The sequence below is a fragment of the Myxococcus sp. CA023 genome, from assembly GCF_010998615.1.
Lineage (GTDB): Bacteria > Myxococcota > Myxococcia > Myxococcales > Myxococcaceae > Myxococcus.
Window position 1 is genome coordinate 43,134 of sequence record NZ_JAAEAH010000063.1, and the last position, 13,380, is coordinate 56,513.

General features: G+C 67.9%; 18 protein-coding genes and 1 tRNA gene. 13 read left to right on the forward strand and 6 right to left on the reverse strand.

Translation table 11 applies throughout. The annotated features are described in order from the left end of the window. Positions 1-63 precede the first annotated feature (63 nt). Positions 64-138: transfer RNA gene (locus F8M74_RS25830), tRNA-Thr, on the forward strand. 123 nt (positions 139-261) lie between these two features. Here F8M74_RS25830 and F8M74_RS25835 read toward each other — a convergent pair. Next, positions 262-615: a hypothetical protein gene (locus F8M74_RS25835; RefSeq protein WP_141258134.1), complete on the reverse strand. Its 354-nt coding sequence runs from the start codon at positions 613-615 to the stop codon at positions 262-264. 43 nt (positions 616-658) lie between these two features. Next, the gene (locus F8M74_RS25840) at positions 659-913 is read right to left on the reverse strand and encodes a DUF2381 family protein (protein WP_239004993.1); all 255 of its coding nucleotides are present in this window, start codon (positions 911-913) and stop codon (positions 659-661) included. A 259-nt stretch (positions 914-1,172) separates the two neighbouring features. Between F8M74_RS25840 and F8M74_RS25845 the strand changes: the two genes are divergently transcribed. The 3 genes from F8M74_RS25845 to F8M74_RS25855 all read left to right on the forward strand — a co-directional run bounded on the left by F8M74_RS25845 (position 1,173) and on the right by F8M74_RS25855 (position 3,880). Continuing rightward, on the forward strand, positions 1,173-2,474 hold the full coding sequence (locus tag F8M74_RS25845) for an AHH domain-containing protein (protein WP_141258135.1): 1,302 nt from the start codon (positions 1,173-1,175) through the stop codon (positions 2,472-2,474). Positions 2,475-2,496: 22 nt separating this feature from the next. Continuing rightward, entirely contained in the window at positions 2,497-3,057 is a 561-nt protein-coding gene (locus tag F8M74_RS25850) for a DUF1629 domain-containing protein (protein ID WP_228560310.1), read from the forward strand. 364 nt (positions 3,058-3,421) lie between these two features. Further along, positions 3,422-3,880, forward strand: coding sequence for a hypothetical protein (locus F8M74_RS25855; RefSeq protein WP_141258136.1), 459 nt, complete (start codon positions 3,422-3,424; stop codon positions 3,878-3,880). A gap of 202 nt (positions 3,881-4,082) precedes the next feature. Here F8M74_RS25855 and F8M74_RS25860 read toward each other — a convergent pair whose 3' ends face one another. Genes F8M74_RS25860 through F8M74_RS25875 form a run of 4 tightly spaced genes read right to left on the reverse strand, consistent with a single transcriptional unit; the run spans position 4,083 to position 6,615 of the window. After that, the gene (locus F8M74_RS25860) at positions 4,083-4,706 is read right to left on the reverse strand and encodes a class I SAM-dependent methyltransferase (RefSeq protein WP_011554325.1); all 624 of its coding nucleotides are present in this window, start codon (positions 4,704-4,706) and stop codon (positions 4,083-4,085) included. Between the two features lie 28 nt (positions 4,707-4,734). Further along, positions 4,735-5,529 carry a sulfite exporter TauE/SafE family protein gene (locus tag F8M74_RS25865; RefSeq protein WP_141258137.1) on the reverse strand — a complete coding sequence of 265 codons (795 nt, stop codon included), beginning with the start codon at positions 5,527-5,529 and terminating at the stop codon, positions 4,735-4,737. 26 nt (positions 5,530-5,555) lie between these two features. After that, positions 5,556-5,882, reverse strand: coding sequence for a rhodanese-like domain-containing protein (locus F8M74_RS25870; protein ID WP_141258138.1), 327 nt, complete (start codon positions 5,880-5,882; stop codon positions 5,556-5,558). A gap of 31 nt (positions 5,883-5,913) precedes the next feature. After that, entirely contained in the window at positions 5,914-6,615 is a 702-nt protein-coding gene (locus F8M74_RS25875) for an MBL fold metallo-hydrolase (protein WP_141258139.1), read from the reverse strand. A gap of 91 nt (positions 6,616-6,706) precedes the next feature. Between F8M74_RS25875 and F8M74_RS25880 the strand changes: the two genes are divergently transcribed. The 9 genes from F8M74_RS25880 to F8M74_RS25920 all read left to right on the forward strand — a co-directional run bounded on the left by F8M74_RS25880 (position 6,707) and on the right by F8M74_RS25920 (position 13,363). Then, positions 6,707-7,132, forward strand: a complete 426-nt coding sequence (locus F8M74_RS25880; protein WP_141258140.1) for a YeeE/YedE family protein — start codon at positions 6,707-6,709, stop codon at positions 7,130-7,132. 11 nt (positions 7,133-7,143) lie between these two features. Then, entirely contained in the window at positions 7,144-7,620 is a 477-nt protein-coding gene (locus F8M74_RS25885) for a DUF6691 family protein (RefSeq protein ID WP_141258141.1), read from the forward strand. Positions 7,621-7,714: 94 nt separating this feature from the next. Continuing rightward, positions 7,715-8,242 (forward strand): RNA polymerase sigma factor, encoded by a 528-nt coding sequence (locus F8M74_RS25890; RefSeq protein WP_141258142.1) that lies wholly within the window; start codon positions 7,715-7,717, stop codon positions 8,240-8,242. After that, positions 8,229-8,990, forward strand: a complete 762-nt coding sequence (locus F8M74_RS25895; RefSeq protein WP_141258143.1) for an anti-sigma factor — start codon at positions 8,229-8,231, stop codon at positions 8,988-8,990. Before F8M74_RS25890 ends, F8M74_RS25895 begins: the two co-directional genes overlap by 14 nt. A gap of 212 nt (positions 8,991-9,202) precedes the next feature. Beyond that, entirely contained in the window at positions 9,203-9,556 is a 354-nt protein-coding gene (locus F8M74_RS25900) for a rhodanese-like domain-containing protein (RefSeq protein WP_141258144.1), read from the forward strand. 100 nt (positions 9,557-9,656) lie between these two features. Next, positions 9,657-11,255, forward strand: a complete 1,599-nt coding sequence (locus tag F8M74_RS25905; protein WP_141258145.1) for a bifunctional UDP-sugar hydrolase/5'-nucleotidase — start codon at positions 9,657-9,659, stop codon at positions 11,253-11,255. Beyond that, the gene (locus F8M74_RS25910; RefSeq protein WP_228565755.1) at positions 11,252-12,328 is read left to right on the forward strand and encodes a YeiH family protein; all 1,077 of its coding nucleotides are present in this window, start codon (positions 11,252-11,254) and stop codon (positions 12,326-12,328) included. The genes F8M74_RS25905 and F8M74_RS25910 overlap by 4 nt, the downstream gene beginning before the upstream one ends. Before the next feature lie 43 nt (positions 12,329-12,371). Beyond that, positions 12,372-12,833 (forward strand): DsrE family protein, encoded by a 462-nt coding sequence (locus F8M74_RS25915; protein ID WP_228560312.1) that lies wholly within the window; start codon positions 12,372-12,374, stop codon positions 12,831-12,833. A gap of 14 nt (positions 12,834-12,847) precedes the next feature. Beyond that, entirely contained in the window at positions 12,848-13,363 is a 516-nt protein-coding gene (locus F8M74_RS25920) for a hypothetical protein (protein ID WP_240462306.1), read from the forward strand. Positions 13,364-13,380 lie beyond the last annotated feature (17 nt).

The window sequence follows — 13,380 nt, forward strand, 5'->3', positions numbered from 1 at the left end:
CGCCCGCCTTCATTTCTGCTTGCCGGACATGAGCCGCCATGGTACTCCCCGCGCACCTGTCGCGCCGACATAGCTCAGCGGCAGAGCAACTGATTCGTAATCAGTAGGTCCCCAGTTCAATCCTGGGTGTCGGCTCCAAGAAGAGAGAAGGGCTGGTTGCTTCAGGCAACCAGCCCTTTTTCTTTTTCGCCGTGCTCAACGCTCGGGCGTTGCTCCAACCAGGCCGGGGGTTCCGCGACAATTATCAGCGGCCCTGCTTCCTCACCGGAACTCGTCCACGATGTAGACCCCTGCGCGGGGCGAATCGAGGATGGCTGTCCCTGGCTTGGACTCCGGGTGCTTTCGGAGCTGCCCGAACCCGAGGCGAGCCACTGCGCAGATGGGTACCTGATCTCGGCCATTCATCGGCTGGGCCGCATGGTAGCGGATGACGACTTGGGGACCGCCTGTCCAGACCCTGCCGTAGAGCCGAGCTGGTGCTTCAAGAAGCCCGAGGTTCTCATTCAGCACGCTCTCGATGTTCCCGTCGTACAAGGTGATGGGACGCGCCCGGGTCTGGTTCGCGTCGAGCTGCACCCAGGCGGATTCTCCGACGAACAGATGCAGGTAGCTCATCGCCTTTTGTGTGTCTTCTGGGCTCTCTTGCGGTCTTGGACTGTCATTGTGACGCACGGCGACACTCATCGCGGTGGAGAGCCCGGATGGGCTCCAGGATGACCTTGTTGTGGGCCACCGTGAGTGGTTCGAGTCGACCTTCCCAGCCGAACACCTTCGTCTTGCTCGGGTTGGCGGGCTGCTCGAAGTGCAACGTCGTGATGACTTGCCCCTTCACGTAGACGGAGTGGGTCCCGTTCTCCGGATGCTCGGAGAGCAGGATGGACCGCCGATAGTGCTCAGCGGCATGCGCACCCAACGACGCTAGTGCTGCGAAAGTCAGGATAGACCTTGTGAATTGGGTAGGTCTCATAGAGCGAACAACCTTCCAGGAGCGTGGTGGGGCAATCCACTCTTTGCTCGGTGGCGCCTGAAGGACAGTGCAACCTGGAGGGTGTGGAAGTTAAGTTGGGATGCGTGTAGTAGGTTGGTTGTCGCGCGAAATCTGCTGAAGTTGTCAGACCCCAGAGTCAGGCTGCAGCGCCTCCTGATTTCCAGGGGTGTCTTCGGGGGATGCTATGAGATGGGTTGCAGTGGTGTCTTTGCTGCTTCTTTTAGCGGGGTGTACGACCACTCGCATTGTCAATATCGATGCTGGAAATGGTCAGCGAGTCGTCCACGAGTCGGTAGATGTTGACCCAGTCGAAGTGGGCGAGGACGAATTCAAGTCTGCCCTCACGCGGCTCATCCTCGACATGCGCATGGACGTTGCGTTCCGAGCGGCTGAAGCGGCGGATGAGCGAGAATGGGTGCGCTCCAGGACCCTGCTGGCGTCCTCGAAGGGCCTTGTGGACTCCGGCTCGGGGAGTTCGCCTGAGTCCTTGTACGCGCGCATCTGTCCCGACGCGGACGACTGCTTGACCCTGGTGGGTGGAACGGGGCTGACGTTCTCCCGGAAGGACCGGACGCTGATGGCGCTGTCCTTCGCACTCGACACCGTTTGGGAGAGCGTCGAGGCCGAGGTCGGCAAGGTGCTGAACCCAGCGGCGCTCAAGGCCTTGGTGACGTCGGCCGCGTTGACCCTGCTCCTCACTGTGGCGCTTCCCGAGCCCATCACCAAGGTCATCGCGGTAGCACTGACGGCGGCGATGGTGGCGTACCTGGGTGTGGTGCCCGTCTGGGAGATCGGGCGCGGATTCGCCCGCTTGTGGGATGATGCGGGGACGGCGATGAGCGTCATCGAGCTACAAGACATCGGGCATCGGTTCGGGCGGGTGCTGGGGACGAGTGGCACGCGCGTCCTGGTGCTCGTCGTCATGGCGGCTCTCGGCGGAAAGAACGCGATGGCGGCCCAGGGGCCGAAGCTCCCGGGCTTCCCCCAGGCCGCGCTTCGGGCGCAGGCTGAGTCGGGATTTCAGCTCGGGGCGGCGTTGAATGGTGGCGTGACTTCAATCGCGATGCCTGCCGCTGGAGTGCTGAATGTGGCGTTGGCTCCGGGAGCTGCGGCGGCCCTGGCGATGTACTCGGACGGGCGATTTCCTGGTGACGCGGTGGGGCCCGTTCATCACATCTGCACGAACAAGAACCCCATCTCCGACGCTACCGGCGGTCCTTGGACTCCTCAGTGCCAGAAGCTATTCGAGAAGGCCGGGATGACGCTCGAAGACGCTGCCAACAAGGTGCGGCTCAAGGGACACGAAGGGCCCCACCCTGAACTGTATCACCGAGCGGTGATTCGGCGTCTTGAGCGCTCTGTTGCGCGCTGCCGAACGACGGAGACCTGCCGGGCCAGTCTGATGAAGGAACTTGCGAGGATAGCGAACGAGCTTATGACGCCGGGAAATCCGCTGCGGAGCTTCATTGTGAAGGTGGAGAAATAAGTTGGAGCGTCATTATTACTCAGTGGAGCTTGGTGATGTGCCACGGTGGCTGATTGAGACGCCGACACGGGATTCTGGTGAGGCGTTTGACGAGCCTTGGATGTTCGCGGATGGTCGCATCCTTCCTGACCTGGGGCCCCTCGCAGCACGAATCGCACATCCTGGCACTAAGCGAGCGTTTGACTTCTCTGTGATTGAGGCTGCCCCCATCGTCAGCGAAGCCATTGCGAACGTCTTCAGGACACTGGCTCCCGACGATGTTCAGCTCTTTCCGGTGTCGATAGAGAGAGAGTCCGAGCGGTACTTTGTCGTCAATGTAATCAAGGTAGTTGATGCCATTGATGAGGCACGGTGCCAGGAGGTGCATCACTATGACGAACCGTCCCCTGACTACCCAGGCGAGTACAACTGGATCTACGGGCTGCGAATCGACCCCTCGAAAACTGAAGGCGCGCATGTCTTTCGGCTGAAGAAGTTCAAGACTGCCTTCATCGTGTCGGAGGACATCAAGAACGAACTCGAACGGGTCGGGAATCTGGGCGTGTCGTTCGAGCGCGTGACAGAGGCTCCCGTCCTTCATTGACGGTCGGAGCTGAGAGCCGAGCTGGCGACGATTCCGATCTTCAAAGTCGATGACTTGCCTCCGGTGTCGCGTGTGGCCCCGACCCGGAGAGCCACACGACAGCGCTCACGAAGCCATTACCACGCTGCTTGATGCCTCCGAGGAGCCTTCCTCCCCCGATTCCCCCCTCCGAAACAACTACACAAGATTCGGGACTTGACCCGCTGAACGGCTACTCAGTTGCGGGCCGAGCCAACGGGGATGGCAGCCCCACGGACGCTCGCAGCATTTGAGCAGTTCAGAACACTTCCGAACCGCTCAAGCGGAATTTCGTGGAAGTCAGTTAAAGTTCGACTGCCTTTTCGGCCTTGCCACAGGAGCGCCCATGTCGGTTCGCACCATCGGGAAGTACCTTCCGTTAATCGCAGTGACTGCTTCAGCGGTGGCCTTGCTCAGTGCCTGCGGGGAGCCTCTTTCCGCCGAAGGAAGGGAAGTCGATACGGGCGACACTGTAGTCGCCTTCGACATACCGCCTCCGACAGTGACTGGGAGCTGTTTCCAGAATGAATCATTCACAAGAATTGAGTGCTCTGGAAGTGCAAGCGGCGGCGTAGCGCCGTACATCTATCAGTGGCAAATGGCACATAATCTCGATGCCAATCCAGACCCAGGTAACTTCTACTGGCGCAATGGTTCCACTGCTTTCAGTGAGCCGTGCAGGTATGGTTTGTTTACAGGCGGACGCTACTACACCAAGTACATCCGATTCCGCGTGCTTGACGCCAATAACTACGTTTCAAATTTCATTGAGGAGCCATTCCTCTGCTGGACGCCAAACCCGTAGGAAACCGCCGACGCATCCCTGCGCATGCTCAATGTCCCTCAGGAGAATGCGCGGCATCGCCCGAGCCCTGCCTCGCACACCTGAGCCACTCCCGGAGGTCAAGTCCCGAATCATGTGTGGTTGGTTCGGAGTGGGCTCGGAGGAGGAGAGCTCCTTGGCGGCATCATGCAGATGAGGCGCGGGGCGCTGGCGCGGTCCGGGCTCACGTCGCCTTGCGCCCGACGAGCTGCACCACGGCGGCCCTTCCGGTGTGCAGGGTCCCCTCGCGGACCTCGCGCGTCAGCTCGCGGAGCACGGGCAGCTCCAGGCCCGCGAAGTCCTCGCGCAGGGCTTCCGCCGTGTAGAGGAGCTCCTCGACAGGCGGTCCACCCGTGCGGAAGCCCAGCTGAGCGGGAGTGTACGCTTCGAGGAGGACCAGGCCACCGGGGCGGAGGCTCTTCACCAGCGCGCCATGCACCCGCCGCCGCAGTGCGGGGGGCAGGTGGCAGAAGATGACGATGGCCGCGTCCCACGCCTCCGGCGCAAAGGTGAAGTGCGCCAGGTCGCTGACGCGCGTCTCGATGTTGACGCCGCGCTCGTCTGCCAACTGCTTCGCCTTCTGGAGTCCCACGCTCGACGCGTCCACCGCGGTGACGGCGTGGCCCAGGGAGGCGAGGTAGACGGCGTTGCGGCCCTCGCCCTCACCGAGGCTCAGCACGCGCCCGCCGGGAGGCAGGCGCGAGGCCATCTCCACGAGGAAGTCGTTGGGCTGCGTGCCATAAACATACGCCGGGTGACTGAAGCGTGCGTCCCATTGAGCGGCTGCGTCGGGGGGCTGCTCGGCCATGGTGCTCCTCCTGGAGTTCTGAGTGACGTCAGTGGGCATTCTGTGTCGTGGCGGCGCCGCCCCCCAGCCCCAACGCTTCCCGGTTCTTGAAGAAGATGAAGACGCCCATCACGACGAGGAAGCCGGAGAAGGCTGTCTTGAGCGTCGCCTGGGAGACGAAGTGGGACGCCCAGGTGCCCAGCAGGATGCCCACCACGGCGATGGCCGTGAAGATGCCAAGGGAGACCCAGGGCACCTCGACGTGGCCGAGGTAGCCGGCGAAGCCCACGAGGGAGTTGAGGGCGATGACGAGCAGGCTGGTGCCCACCGCCTGCTTCATGGGCAGGCCCACCAGCAGCACCAGTGCCGGGACGATGAGGAAGCCGCCGCCCACGCCGACCAGACCGGTGAGGCCTCCCACCCCGAGGGCGGCCAGGGCCATGAGGGGGAAGGACGCCTTCCGGGGCTCGGGCGCCTGTGCGGAGTCCTTCCGGCCATTGCGGAACATGAAGACGGCGGAGACGAGCATCACCGTGGCGAAGAGCAGGAGTTGCGTCGTCCCGGAGATGAGCGCGGACAGGCGCGCCCCGGCGTAGGTACCCGCCATGGCCACCGCCCCGAAGACGAGGGCCGCCTTCCACTGGACGTTGCCCCTGCGCCAGTGGCTCGCCGCGCCGAAGAGGCTGGTGACGCCCACCACGGCCAGTCCCATGGCGATGGACTCCTTGGCCCCGAAGCCCAGGACGTACACGAGGATGGGGATGGTGATGATGGAGCCACCGCCGCCGAGCAGGCCGAGCGACAGGCCCATGAGCGCCGCGAGGGAGAAGCCGAGAAGGGGCATGGTGTCCGTCCTGTCGCGACGCGCGCTCAGCCTTGGGGCCGCGGCGCGAGCGGCTCGCGCACAGCGAGCATCCCGCCCGCCAGGTTGAAGAGGTGCTTGAAGCCGCCGTGGGCGAGCAACCGCGCCGCCTGTGCGGAGCGCCCGCCCGAGCGACAGATGAGCAGCAGCGGCGCCTCGCGCGGCCACGCGTTGGCGGCGGCCTCGAGCGTGTCCAGGGGGACGAGCTCGGCTCCGGGCAGGTGGCCCAGGGGGCCGGTGTACTCGTCCGGCTCGCGCACGTCGATGCGCCGCACCTCGGGGCCGAGCGTGTCGAGCTGTGAGGGCGTGATGTCCTGATAGGGGTGGGGTGTCATGGTCGGGACTCCTGCGAAGAGGTCAGGGAGCTCAGGCCCCCTGGGGTGAGGGCGCCGTGTGTCCACAGGCGCGGTTGGCCGGGACGGCGGCGTCAATCAGCTTGGGCCTGGGCAGGTTGAGGTTCTCCATGATGTGGATGAACTCCTCCCGGCTCTTGCCGGCCACGCGAGGGTTGTGCCGCTTCTCCTCGGCGATGCTCGTCACCGTGCGGCCCTTGTAGTCGTGGCCGGGGTAGACGAGCGTCTCATCGGGGAGGGCGAAGAGGACGCGCGTGAGGCTGTCGTAGAGCTGGCTCGCGTTCCCGTTCTGGAAGTCGGTGCGGCCGTTGCCGCGCACGAGCAGCGCATCCCCGGTGAAGACGCGGTCGCCGAGCAGGTAGCTGGTGCTGTCGTCCGTGTGCCCCGGGGTGGCGAGCACCTGGAAGACGAGCTGTCCGACGCGTACCTCGTCCCCGTGGCGGACCTGGACGTTGGCGCAACTGGCGCCGTTCACGCTCCCCACCACCGTGGCCTGCGTGCGCTCCCGCAGCGCGCCCGACGCGGTGATGTGGTCGGCGTGGACGTGGGTGTCGAAGACGTGGGTGAGGGTGAGGTCCAGCTCGGCCACCAACTGCAGGTCGCGGTCGACCTGCTCCAGCACGGGGTCGATGAGGACGGCCTGGCGCGTGGCCTCGTCGCCGATGAGGTACGTGTACGTCGAGGACTCGGAATCGAAAAGCTGCCGGAAAATCATGTCGAAGCCTCCTGTCCATGAGAGCCCGGGGCGTGGAAGAAGGATTCAGGACCTGCTGAATCCTTTCTTTGGAGCCTGGCTCTCACCCGACATGACTTCCTCCATCCTCCTTCCTCTCCTGGGCGGGGCCCTCATCGGGCTGAGCGCCTCCCTGTTGCTGCTGGCCAACGGCCGGGTCGCCGGCATCAGCGGCGTGGTGGGCTCGCTGCTGGCTCCCGTGCGCGGTGACGTGGCCTGGCGCGTGCTCTTCTTCGCCGGGCTGCTCGCCGGGGGGCTGCTGCTCGCCTGGTTGCGCCCCGGCTCCTTCCCGGCGCCCTCGACCCCGAGCGCGGGCGGCCTCTGGCTGCTGGCGGGGGCCGGACTGCTGGTGGGGTTCGGATCGCGGCTGGGCAACGGCTGCACCAGCGGACACGGCGTCTGCGGCATCAGCCGGGGCTCGGTCCGCTCCATCTCCGCCACGCTCACCTTCATGGCCACCGGTGTCCTCACCGTCTTCCTGGTCCGTCACGTCCTCTAGAGAAAGCCCCCATGCGTCCCTCCCTCAGTGCGTTCCTCAGCGGCCTCATCTTCGCCATTGGCTTGGGCCTCGCCGGCATGACGGACCCGGCCAACGTCCTCGGCTTCCTCGACATCGCGGGAGACTGGGACTACCGGCTCGCGTTCGTGATGGGTGGCGCCATCGCCGTTCACGCGGCGTTGCGGCCCCTCATCCACCAGCGCGCGCAGCCCCTGTTCGCCGCCAGGTTCCCCTCGTTCGCCGCCAGCAAGCCGGACGCGAAGCTCCTCGTGGGCTCGGCCCTCTTCGGCGTGGGCTGGGGGCTGGGCGGCTACTGCCCCGGTCCCGCGCTCACCTCGCTGGCGACCGGGGCCTTCCCGTTGCTCATCTTCGTGCCCGCCATGTTCGCGGGCTTCTACCTCGCGCAGGTGCTGCAGGCGCGGAGCGGCGTGGGCGCGGATGCATCGCGTCCAGGGGCTCCGCACGTGGGTGCCACGCCCGCTCCATAGCCCCGCGTCCGCCACGCGGAAGGCGAGGGCGCTCCTCCTTCTCGATCGCCCTCGTCCTTTTCCGGGAACCTTTCACCCGCCCCACCGTGTCCTCATGCCCGTGAGCGCCCGCGCCTTCATCGAACGTGCCCTGGAGCACCTGCCCGTCTTGAGACGGGTGGGGCGTCGGCTGACGGGCAGCGCCGCGGAGGCGGATGACCTGGTACAGGAGACGCTGGCGCGCGCCCTGGAGCAGCGCGGCGCGCTGAGAGAGACAGAGCGCCTCAAGGCCTGGCTGCTCGCCGTACAGCGCACCGTGTACCTCAACTCTCGCCGGGGGCTGCGGCCTCACCTGGAGGTGCTGGAGGGCGGGCTGGGCCGGGCGCTTCCTCCGGAGCCATCCGCGGACCTGGAGGCGGAGCTGCACGCCCGCACCTTGAGTGCGGAGATGAAGGCGGCGCTCGATTCCCTGGCGCCGGAGTGGCGCGACACGTTGTGGCTGCGGGAAGTCGAGGAGCTGAGCTACGAGGAGATTGCTCAGGTGCAGGGCTGCCCGGTGGGCACCGTGCGCTCGCGGCTGGCGAGGGCGCGGCTTGCGATGCTCGACTTCCTCGAGAAGGAGAAGGTCCATGGAAGCCTGTAGCCCCCAGTGGCAGGAGCGTCTCTCCGCGTGGTTTGACGGTGAGGTCCAGGCGCATGAGCAGCAGGCGGTGGCGCACCACCTGTCCCGATGCGCGGGCTGTGCCCGGGAGGCTGCCCGCTATGCGTCGCTGCGGCAGGCGCTGAGGGCGGAGGGCGCCGCGGAGCCGCGAGTGCCGCCCGAACTGGCGGAGCGTGTCACGCGGCTGGCGCCGCGTCCCCGGCCGTTCTTCCCCAGGCGGAGGTTGGCGGCGGGCCTGGCCGCGGTGCTCGCGTCGGTGGGGGTCCTCTGGACGTCATGGCCCAGTGGCATGAACGAGGCGCTGGCGATGGACCTCGAGCGGCACCACCTCAAGGCCTTCTCCCGGGTCGACCCCTGTGAGTTCGAGTCCTCGGACCCGGCCGAGGTGAAGGCGTGGGTGGAGCGGGAGGTGGGCTATCCGGTGGATGTGCCGGTGGTGCCAGGCGCGACGCTGCTGGGTGCCCGTCGCTGCCGGTTGCATGGAAAGCTCTCCGCCTCGTTGCTGTACCGGCACGAGGAGGGCAAGGCGATGACGCTCTTCCTTCCCCTGCCGGGCTCGGCGGCGGCGCAGGAGGCGGCCCGCTTCGCTGGTGACGGGCCTCGGTGCACGCAAGGGCCCGTGGGAGAGCGCATCTGCGTGCTGCCCAGTGGGGGCGAGCGGGCCGCGCTGGCCGTCTCCGAACTGGAGCCCGCGGTGCTCCTGGCCGCGCTGGCCCGCCTCTCTCCCTGAGGCGGCTGGGGCGGGGCCATGCCGGAAGCGGCGGCCGGACCGTCCCCGCGGGCCGTTGGGGGAGGCGGGAGTCCGCGCGTCTGTGTGTCCCTGTCGCGGCCGGGCTGCCGGGCGGGGAGGACGCTGAATCCTTTAGTCGTCGCCACGGCTCTCACCAGGCTGTACGCACTTCCCGGCGGCCAGCAGCCGCCGGTGTCGCTTGGAGCCGCGCCATGAAGGTTATTTTCGTCGTCGCCGCCGTGTTCATGGGTCTCTTCTTCGCCGCCTGTTCGCGCCCGCGTCCAGGTGACGCCGCGGCGGGGGCCGAGGCCCGCCGCAGGGTGGAGGCGGGCGCCACGCTGGTGGATGTCCGCACGCCCGAGGAGTTCGCCTCCGGTCACCTGCCAGGCGCGGTGAACATCCCGGTGGATGAACTGGCACGGCGGTTCGGAGAGCTTGGCGCGCCACAGACGCCCCTGGTCGTCTACTGCCGCAGTGGCGCGCGCAGCGGCCGTGCCGAGCGCCTGTTGAAGGAGCAGGGGTTCCAGGACGTCTTCAATCTCGGCCCCATGTCGACGTGGCCGTGACGCGCGAGGCGCTCAAGGCGCGCCGCCGTCCGGGAACTCCACGCGGCGCACCTCGTGTCTCCTCCGCTGTCTCCTTTCACCCCTCGCAAGGTGCTCCACGATGTCCCGTCTCCTGTCCGCGCTCGGCGCGCTGGTCGTCCTGGCCTCCGGCTGTGCTTCATCCCGGCCCCCGGTCACCGCCAGCGCTCCCACGTCCCAGCGCCAGCAGCTCACCGTCCTCTACGTGGCGGACCTGCATGCGCAAATGCGCGCCCACCCGGAGCTCTTCTGGCGCGACGGGAAGGAGCGCATCGAGATGGCGGGCGGCTTCGCTCGCGTCGCCACCGCCATCCAACAGATTCGGGCCGAGCGCGGTGGGAACGTGCTGGTGCTCGACGCCGGTGACACGATTCAAGGCTCGGGCGCGGCGGCACTCAGCGAGGGCGGGGCCCTCATCGAACCGCTCAACGCGCTCGGGCTGGACGGCGCGGTGCCCGGCAACTGGGAAGTGGTGTACGGCCCCGCGGTGCTGCGCCAGCGCGCCCGTGAGCTGAAGCATCCGCTCTTCGCTGCCAACCTGCGCGATGCGGCCAGCGGCGAGCGGCTCTTCCCGCCGTACCTGGTGAAGGAGGTGGGCGGGGTGAAGGTGGCCGTGGTGGGCTTCACGGACCCGGACGTCCCGCGCCGTCAGCCCCCGGGGTACAGCCAGGGGCTGCGCTATGACGGCCCGGAGGCGCTGCCGGAGCTGGTGCGCGAGGTGCGTGAGCGCCAGGGCGCACAGGTGGTGCTCCTGATGACGCACGTGGGGCTCGCCAAGGCCGTGGGGCTGGCCGCCAGGGTGCCCGGTGTGGACGCCCACCTCTCCAGTGACACGCACGAGCGCACCTATGAGCCCATCGAGCAGGCGGGGAGCTGGGTGGTGGAGCCCGGCGCCTTTGGCTCCTTCCTCGGCCGGATGGACTTGTGGCTGGAGGACGGGAAGGTGGTGGACCGCCGCTGGGAACTCATCGAGCTGACCGCGTCGCGCTTCCCCGAGGACCCGAAGGTTGCGCGGCTCGTGGACGCCGCGCTCGCGCCTTATGATGAGAAGCTGTCCTCGCCGGTGGGGCACACCGACGTGACGCTCGCACGCTACGCGGTGGTGGAGAACCCGCTGGACAACGTGCTGGCTGACGCCATCCGCGCCGTCGGCGGGACGGAGATTGGCCTCTCCAATGGGTTTCGTTTCGGCACGCCGCTGCTGCCCGGGCCCGTGCGTGAGGCCGACCTGTGGAACTTCTTTCCCATCACCAACAAGCTGAAGACGGGCAAGGTGAGTGGCCGTCAGCTTCGCGCCTTCTGGGAGCAGGAGCTGGAGAACGTTTTCGCGAAGGACCCGGAGAAGCGCTTCGGCGGGTGGCTGCCGCGCCCCTCGGGGATGACGGTGCGCTTCCGCTCGGATGCCCCCAAGGGGCAGCGCCTCCTCGCCCTGGAGGTCGCTGGCGAGCCGGTGGTGGATGAGCGCCTCTACACCGTGACGGCCTGCGAGCGGGAAGGGGACTCGCCGGACATGCTCTGCCGCATCCCCGGCGTCCAGGATCCGCAAGTGCTCGACGTGGACGCGCACGAGGCGGTGCGCCGCTTCCTCGCCGGCAAGCCGCGACTGCGCGAGTCGCTGGAGGGCCGCGCGGTGGGCGAGGACCTGCCGGCCGTGCTCCGCACCCAGCAGGTCCAACCGTGAGCGCGACTTCCTCCCACCGCCCCCCCGAAATGACCGCACCTCTCGCCGCTTCCGACTCGACTTCCGCCCCGCCTCCGCCTGGAGGCCCCTGGCGCCGGCGGCTGCCGGGGCTCGGGCTCGCCGCTGGACTGGCGGTGGTCAGCTACGGGCTGGCCACGCTCCCCGGCCTCAAGGTGGTGGGGCCCCTCACGGTGGCCCTGCTGATTGGCATCTCACTGCGCACGGCCCTGGGGCTGGCCCCCGGCCTGATGGAGGGCACGCGCTACTCGGCGCGCACGGTGCTGCGGTTGGGCATCGTGCTGATGGGCGCGCGGCTCGACTTCGGGCTGGTGGCGAAGGTGGGCCCACGCGTGCTGCTGCTGGCCCTGGCCGTCATCGTCGGCGGCATTCTGGGCATCCGCTGGGTGACGAAGCGCTTCGGCGTGCCGGAGAAGCTGGGCACGCTGCTGGCGGTGGGGACTTCCATTTGTGGCGCCAGCGCGGTGGTGGCCGCCAGCTCCGTCACCCGCGCGGAGGAAGAGGACACCACGCTGGCGGTGGGGCTGTGTGGAATCCTGGGCACGGTGGGCGTCCTCTTCTTCGTCTTCGTGGGGCCGCTGCTGGGGCTGAGCACCGCGCAGCTCGCCATCCTGTCGGGCGCCACGTTGCATGAGGTGGCGCAGGTCATGGCCGCGGCCTTCACCTGGGGCACCTCCGCCGGGGATCTGGGCACGCTGGTCAAGCTCACGCGCGTCGTGCTGCTGGCCCCCGCGCTCGTGGTGCTGGGGCTGGTCTCCGGCGCGGGCGGGCAGGTGCGCTACTCGCTGAAGGAGCCGCCCATCCCGTGGTTCGTCATCGGCTTCCTCGCGGTGGGCGTGCTGGGCACGGTGGGCGTGGTGCCCGCCGCCGCCAAGGCGTGGCTCTCCACCGCCAGCGTCTTCCTCATGGTGATGGCCATGGCGGCCATGGGGCTTGGCACCCACCTGAGCATGGTCCGCCGCGCGGGCATGCGGGTCGTCTACGCGGGCCTCGTTGGCTTCGCCGCCCTGACGCTGTCCGCCTGGGGGCTCATCCATGTGCTGTCCATCCAGTAGTCCTCGAATCAGTCGTCCTCGAACCGCTTCGGAGTCCGTCCAGATGAATCGCTTCCTGCCGTTGCTCGTCATCGCGCTCGTCACCGCTCCCCTGGCCACGCTCGCCGCGTCGCCGTCCCAGCCCGCGAAGAAGGAGGTGCCCGCTCGCCAGGGCAAGCTCGTCTTCGTGGCTAACACGGGCCTGGAGGACATCGGCACCCTCTCCAGCTCCCTCCGACACGTGAAGAACGCCAAGGAGTCGGGCTACCTCTCGGACGTGGTGTGGCTCACCTACGGCCGCGCGGTGGTGGCGCTGGACCCGACGGTGAAGGCCGTGCCGGCGGAGGTCCGCGAGGCGGCCCAGGCGGCGAAGGCCGCTGGCGTGCGGCTGGTGGCGTGCGGCACCGCGCTGCGGAAGTTTGACATCGATCCGAAGAAGCTCCAGCCCCAGGCCGACGTGGTGGAAGACGGTGTGGCGGAGCTGTCGCGCCTGGTGGCCGAGGGCTACCAGGTCATCCGCTACTAGCGAGTCGTGGCCCCATGGAGCGCGCGACGCGCAGGACGCGGACCGTGCTGTCCCTCTGCTTGCTGGCCCTGGCCGGCATGGCTCGGCCGGGCCGGGCCGAGGAGGTGGTGGAGGAGGGGCCGCGGCTGGAAATCAGGGAGTCGCTCCAGGTCCGAATCGACCAGGGGCTGAGCGCCCCGGGCGCCGCCGCCGTGAGCCTGCGACGTGGGCGGGTGGGGCTCCACCTGGCCGGGTCGCCGTGGGTGCGGGGCGGACTGGAGGTGTCGTTCGATCGGCTCGTCCTCCTGCCCGGTCCGCTCAAGGGGCCGCCGCTGGCCCTCCACGAGGCCAGCGTCACCTTCACAGTGCTGCCCCAGCGCGCCTGGCTGAGCGTGGGGCTGTTCCGTCCGCAGGTGGGCCGGGAGAGCCTCACCAGTGGCTTCGAGGTGGACTCGCTGGACAAGGCCATCACGCAAGGCCCCCTGCGCGAGCACCTCACTGGGACGGAGTCGGGGCGCGCGCCGGGGGTGGACGTGGGGGGCCTTGCGTGATGGCCTTGTCCAGCGAG

Coding starts and splice junctions, on each gene's coding strand:
- F8M74_RS25835 (WP_141258134.1), bottom strand. CDS start 615: ATGAGCTACCTGCATCTGTTCGTCGGAGAATCCGCCTGGGTGCAGCTC.
- F8M74_RS25845 (WP_141258135.1), top strand. CDS start 1,173: ATGAGATGGGTTGCAGTGGTGTCTTTGCTGCTTCTTTTAGCGGGGTGT.
- F8M74_RS25855 (WP_141258136.1), top strand. CDS start 3,422: ATGTCGGTTCGCACCATCGGGAAGTACCTTCCGTTAATCGCAGTGACT.
- F8M74_RS25860 (WP_011554325.1), bottom strand. CDS start 4,706: ATGGCCGAGCAGCCCCCCGACGCAGCCGCTCAATGGGACGCACGCTTC.
- F8M74_RS25865 (WP_141258137.1), bottom strand. CDS start 5,529: ATGCCCCTTCTCGGCTTCTCCCTCGCGGCGCTCATGGGCCTGTCGCTC.
- F8M74_RS25870 (WP_141258138.1), bottom strand. CDS start 5,882: ATGACACCCCACCCCTATCAGGACATCACGCCCTCACAGCTCGACACG.
- F8M74_RS25875 (WP_141258139.1), bottom strand. CDS start 6,615: ATGATTTTCCGGCAGCTTTTCGATTCCGAGTCCTCGACGTACACGTAC.
- F8M74_RS25880 (WP_141258140.1), top strand. CDS start 6,707: ATGACTTCCTCCATCCTCCTTCCTCTCCTGGGCGGGGCCCTCATCGGG.
- F8M74_RS25885 (WP_141258141.1), top strand. CDS start 7,144: ATGCGTCCCTCCCTCAGTGCGTTCCTCAGCGGCCTCATCTTCGCCATT.
- F8M74_RS25890 (WP_141258142.1), top strand. CDS start 7,715: ATGCCCGTGAGCGCCCGCGCCTTCATCGAACGTGCCCTGGAGCACCTG.
- F8M74_RS25895 (WP_141258143.1), top strand. CDS start 8,229: ATGGAAGCCTGTAGCCCCCAGTGGCAGGAGCGTCTCTCCGCGTGGTTT.
- F8M74_RS25900 (WP_141258144.1), top strand. CDS start 9,203: ATGAAGGTTATTTTCGTCGTCGCCGCCGTGTTCATGGGTCTCTTCTTC.
- F8M74_RS25905 (WP_141258145.1), top strand. CDS start 9,657: ATGTCCCGTCTCCTGTCCGCGCTCGGCGCGCTGGTCGTCCTGGCCTCC.
- F8M74_RS25915 (WP_228560312.1), top strand. CDS start 12,372: ATGAATCGCTTCCTGCCGTTGCTCGTCATCGCGCTCGTCACCGCTCCC.
- F8M74_RS25920 (WP_240462306.1), top strand. CDS start 12,848: ATGGAGCGCGCGACGCGCAGGACGCGGACCGTGCTGTCCCTCTGCTTG.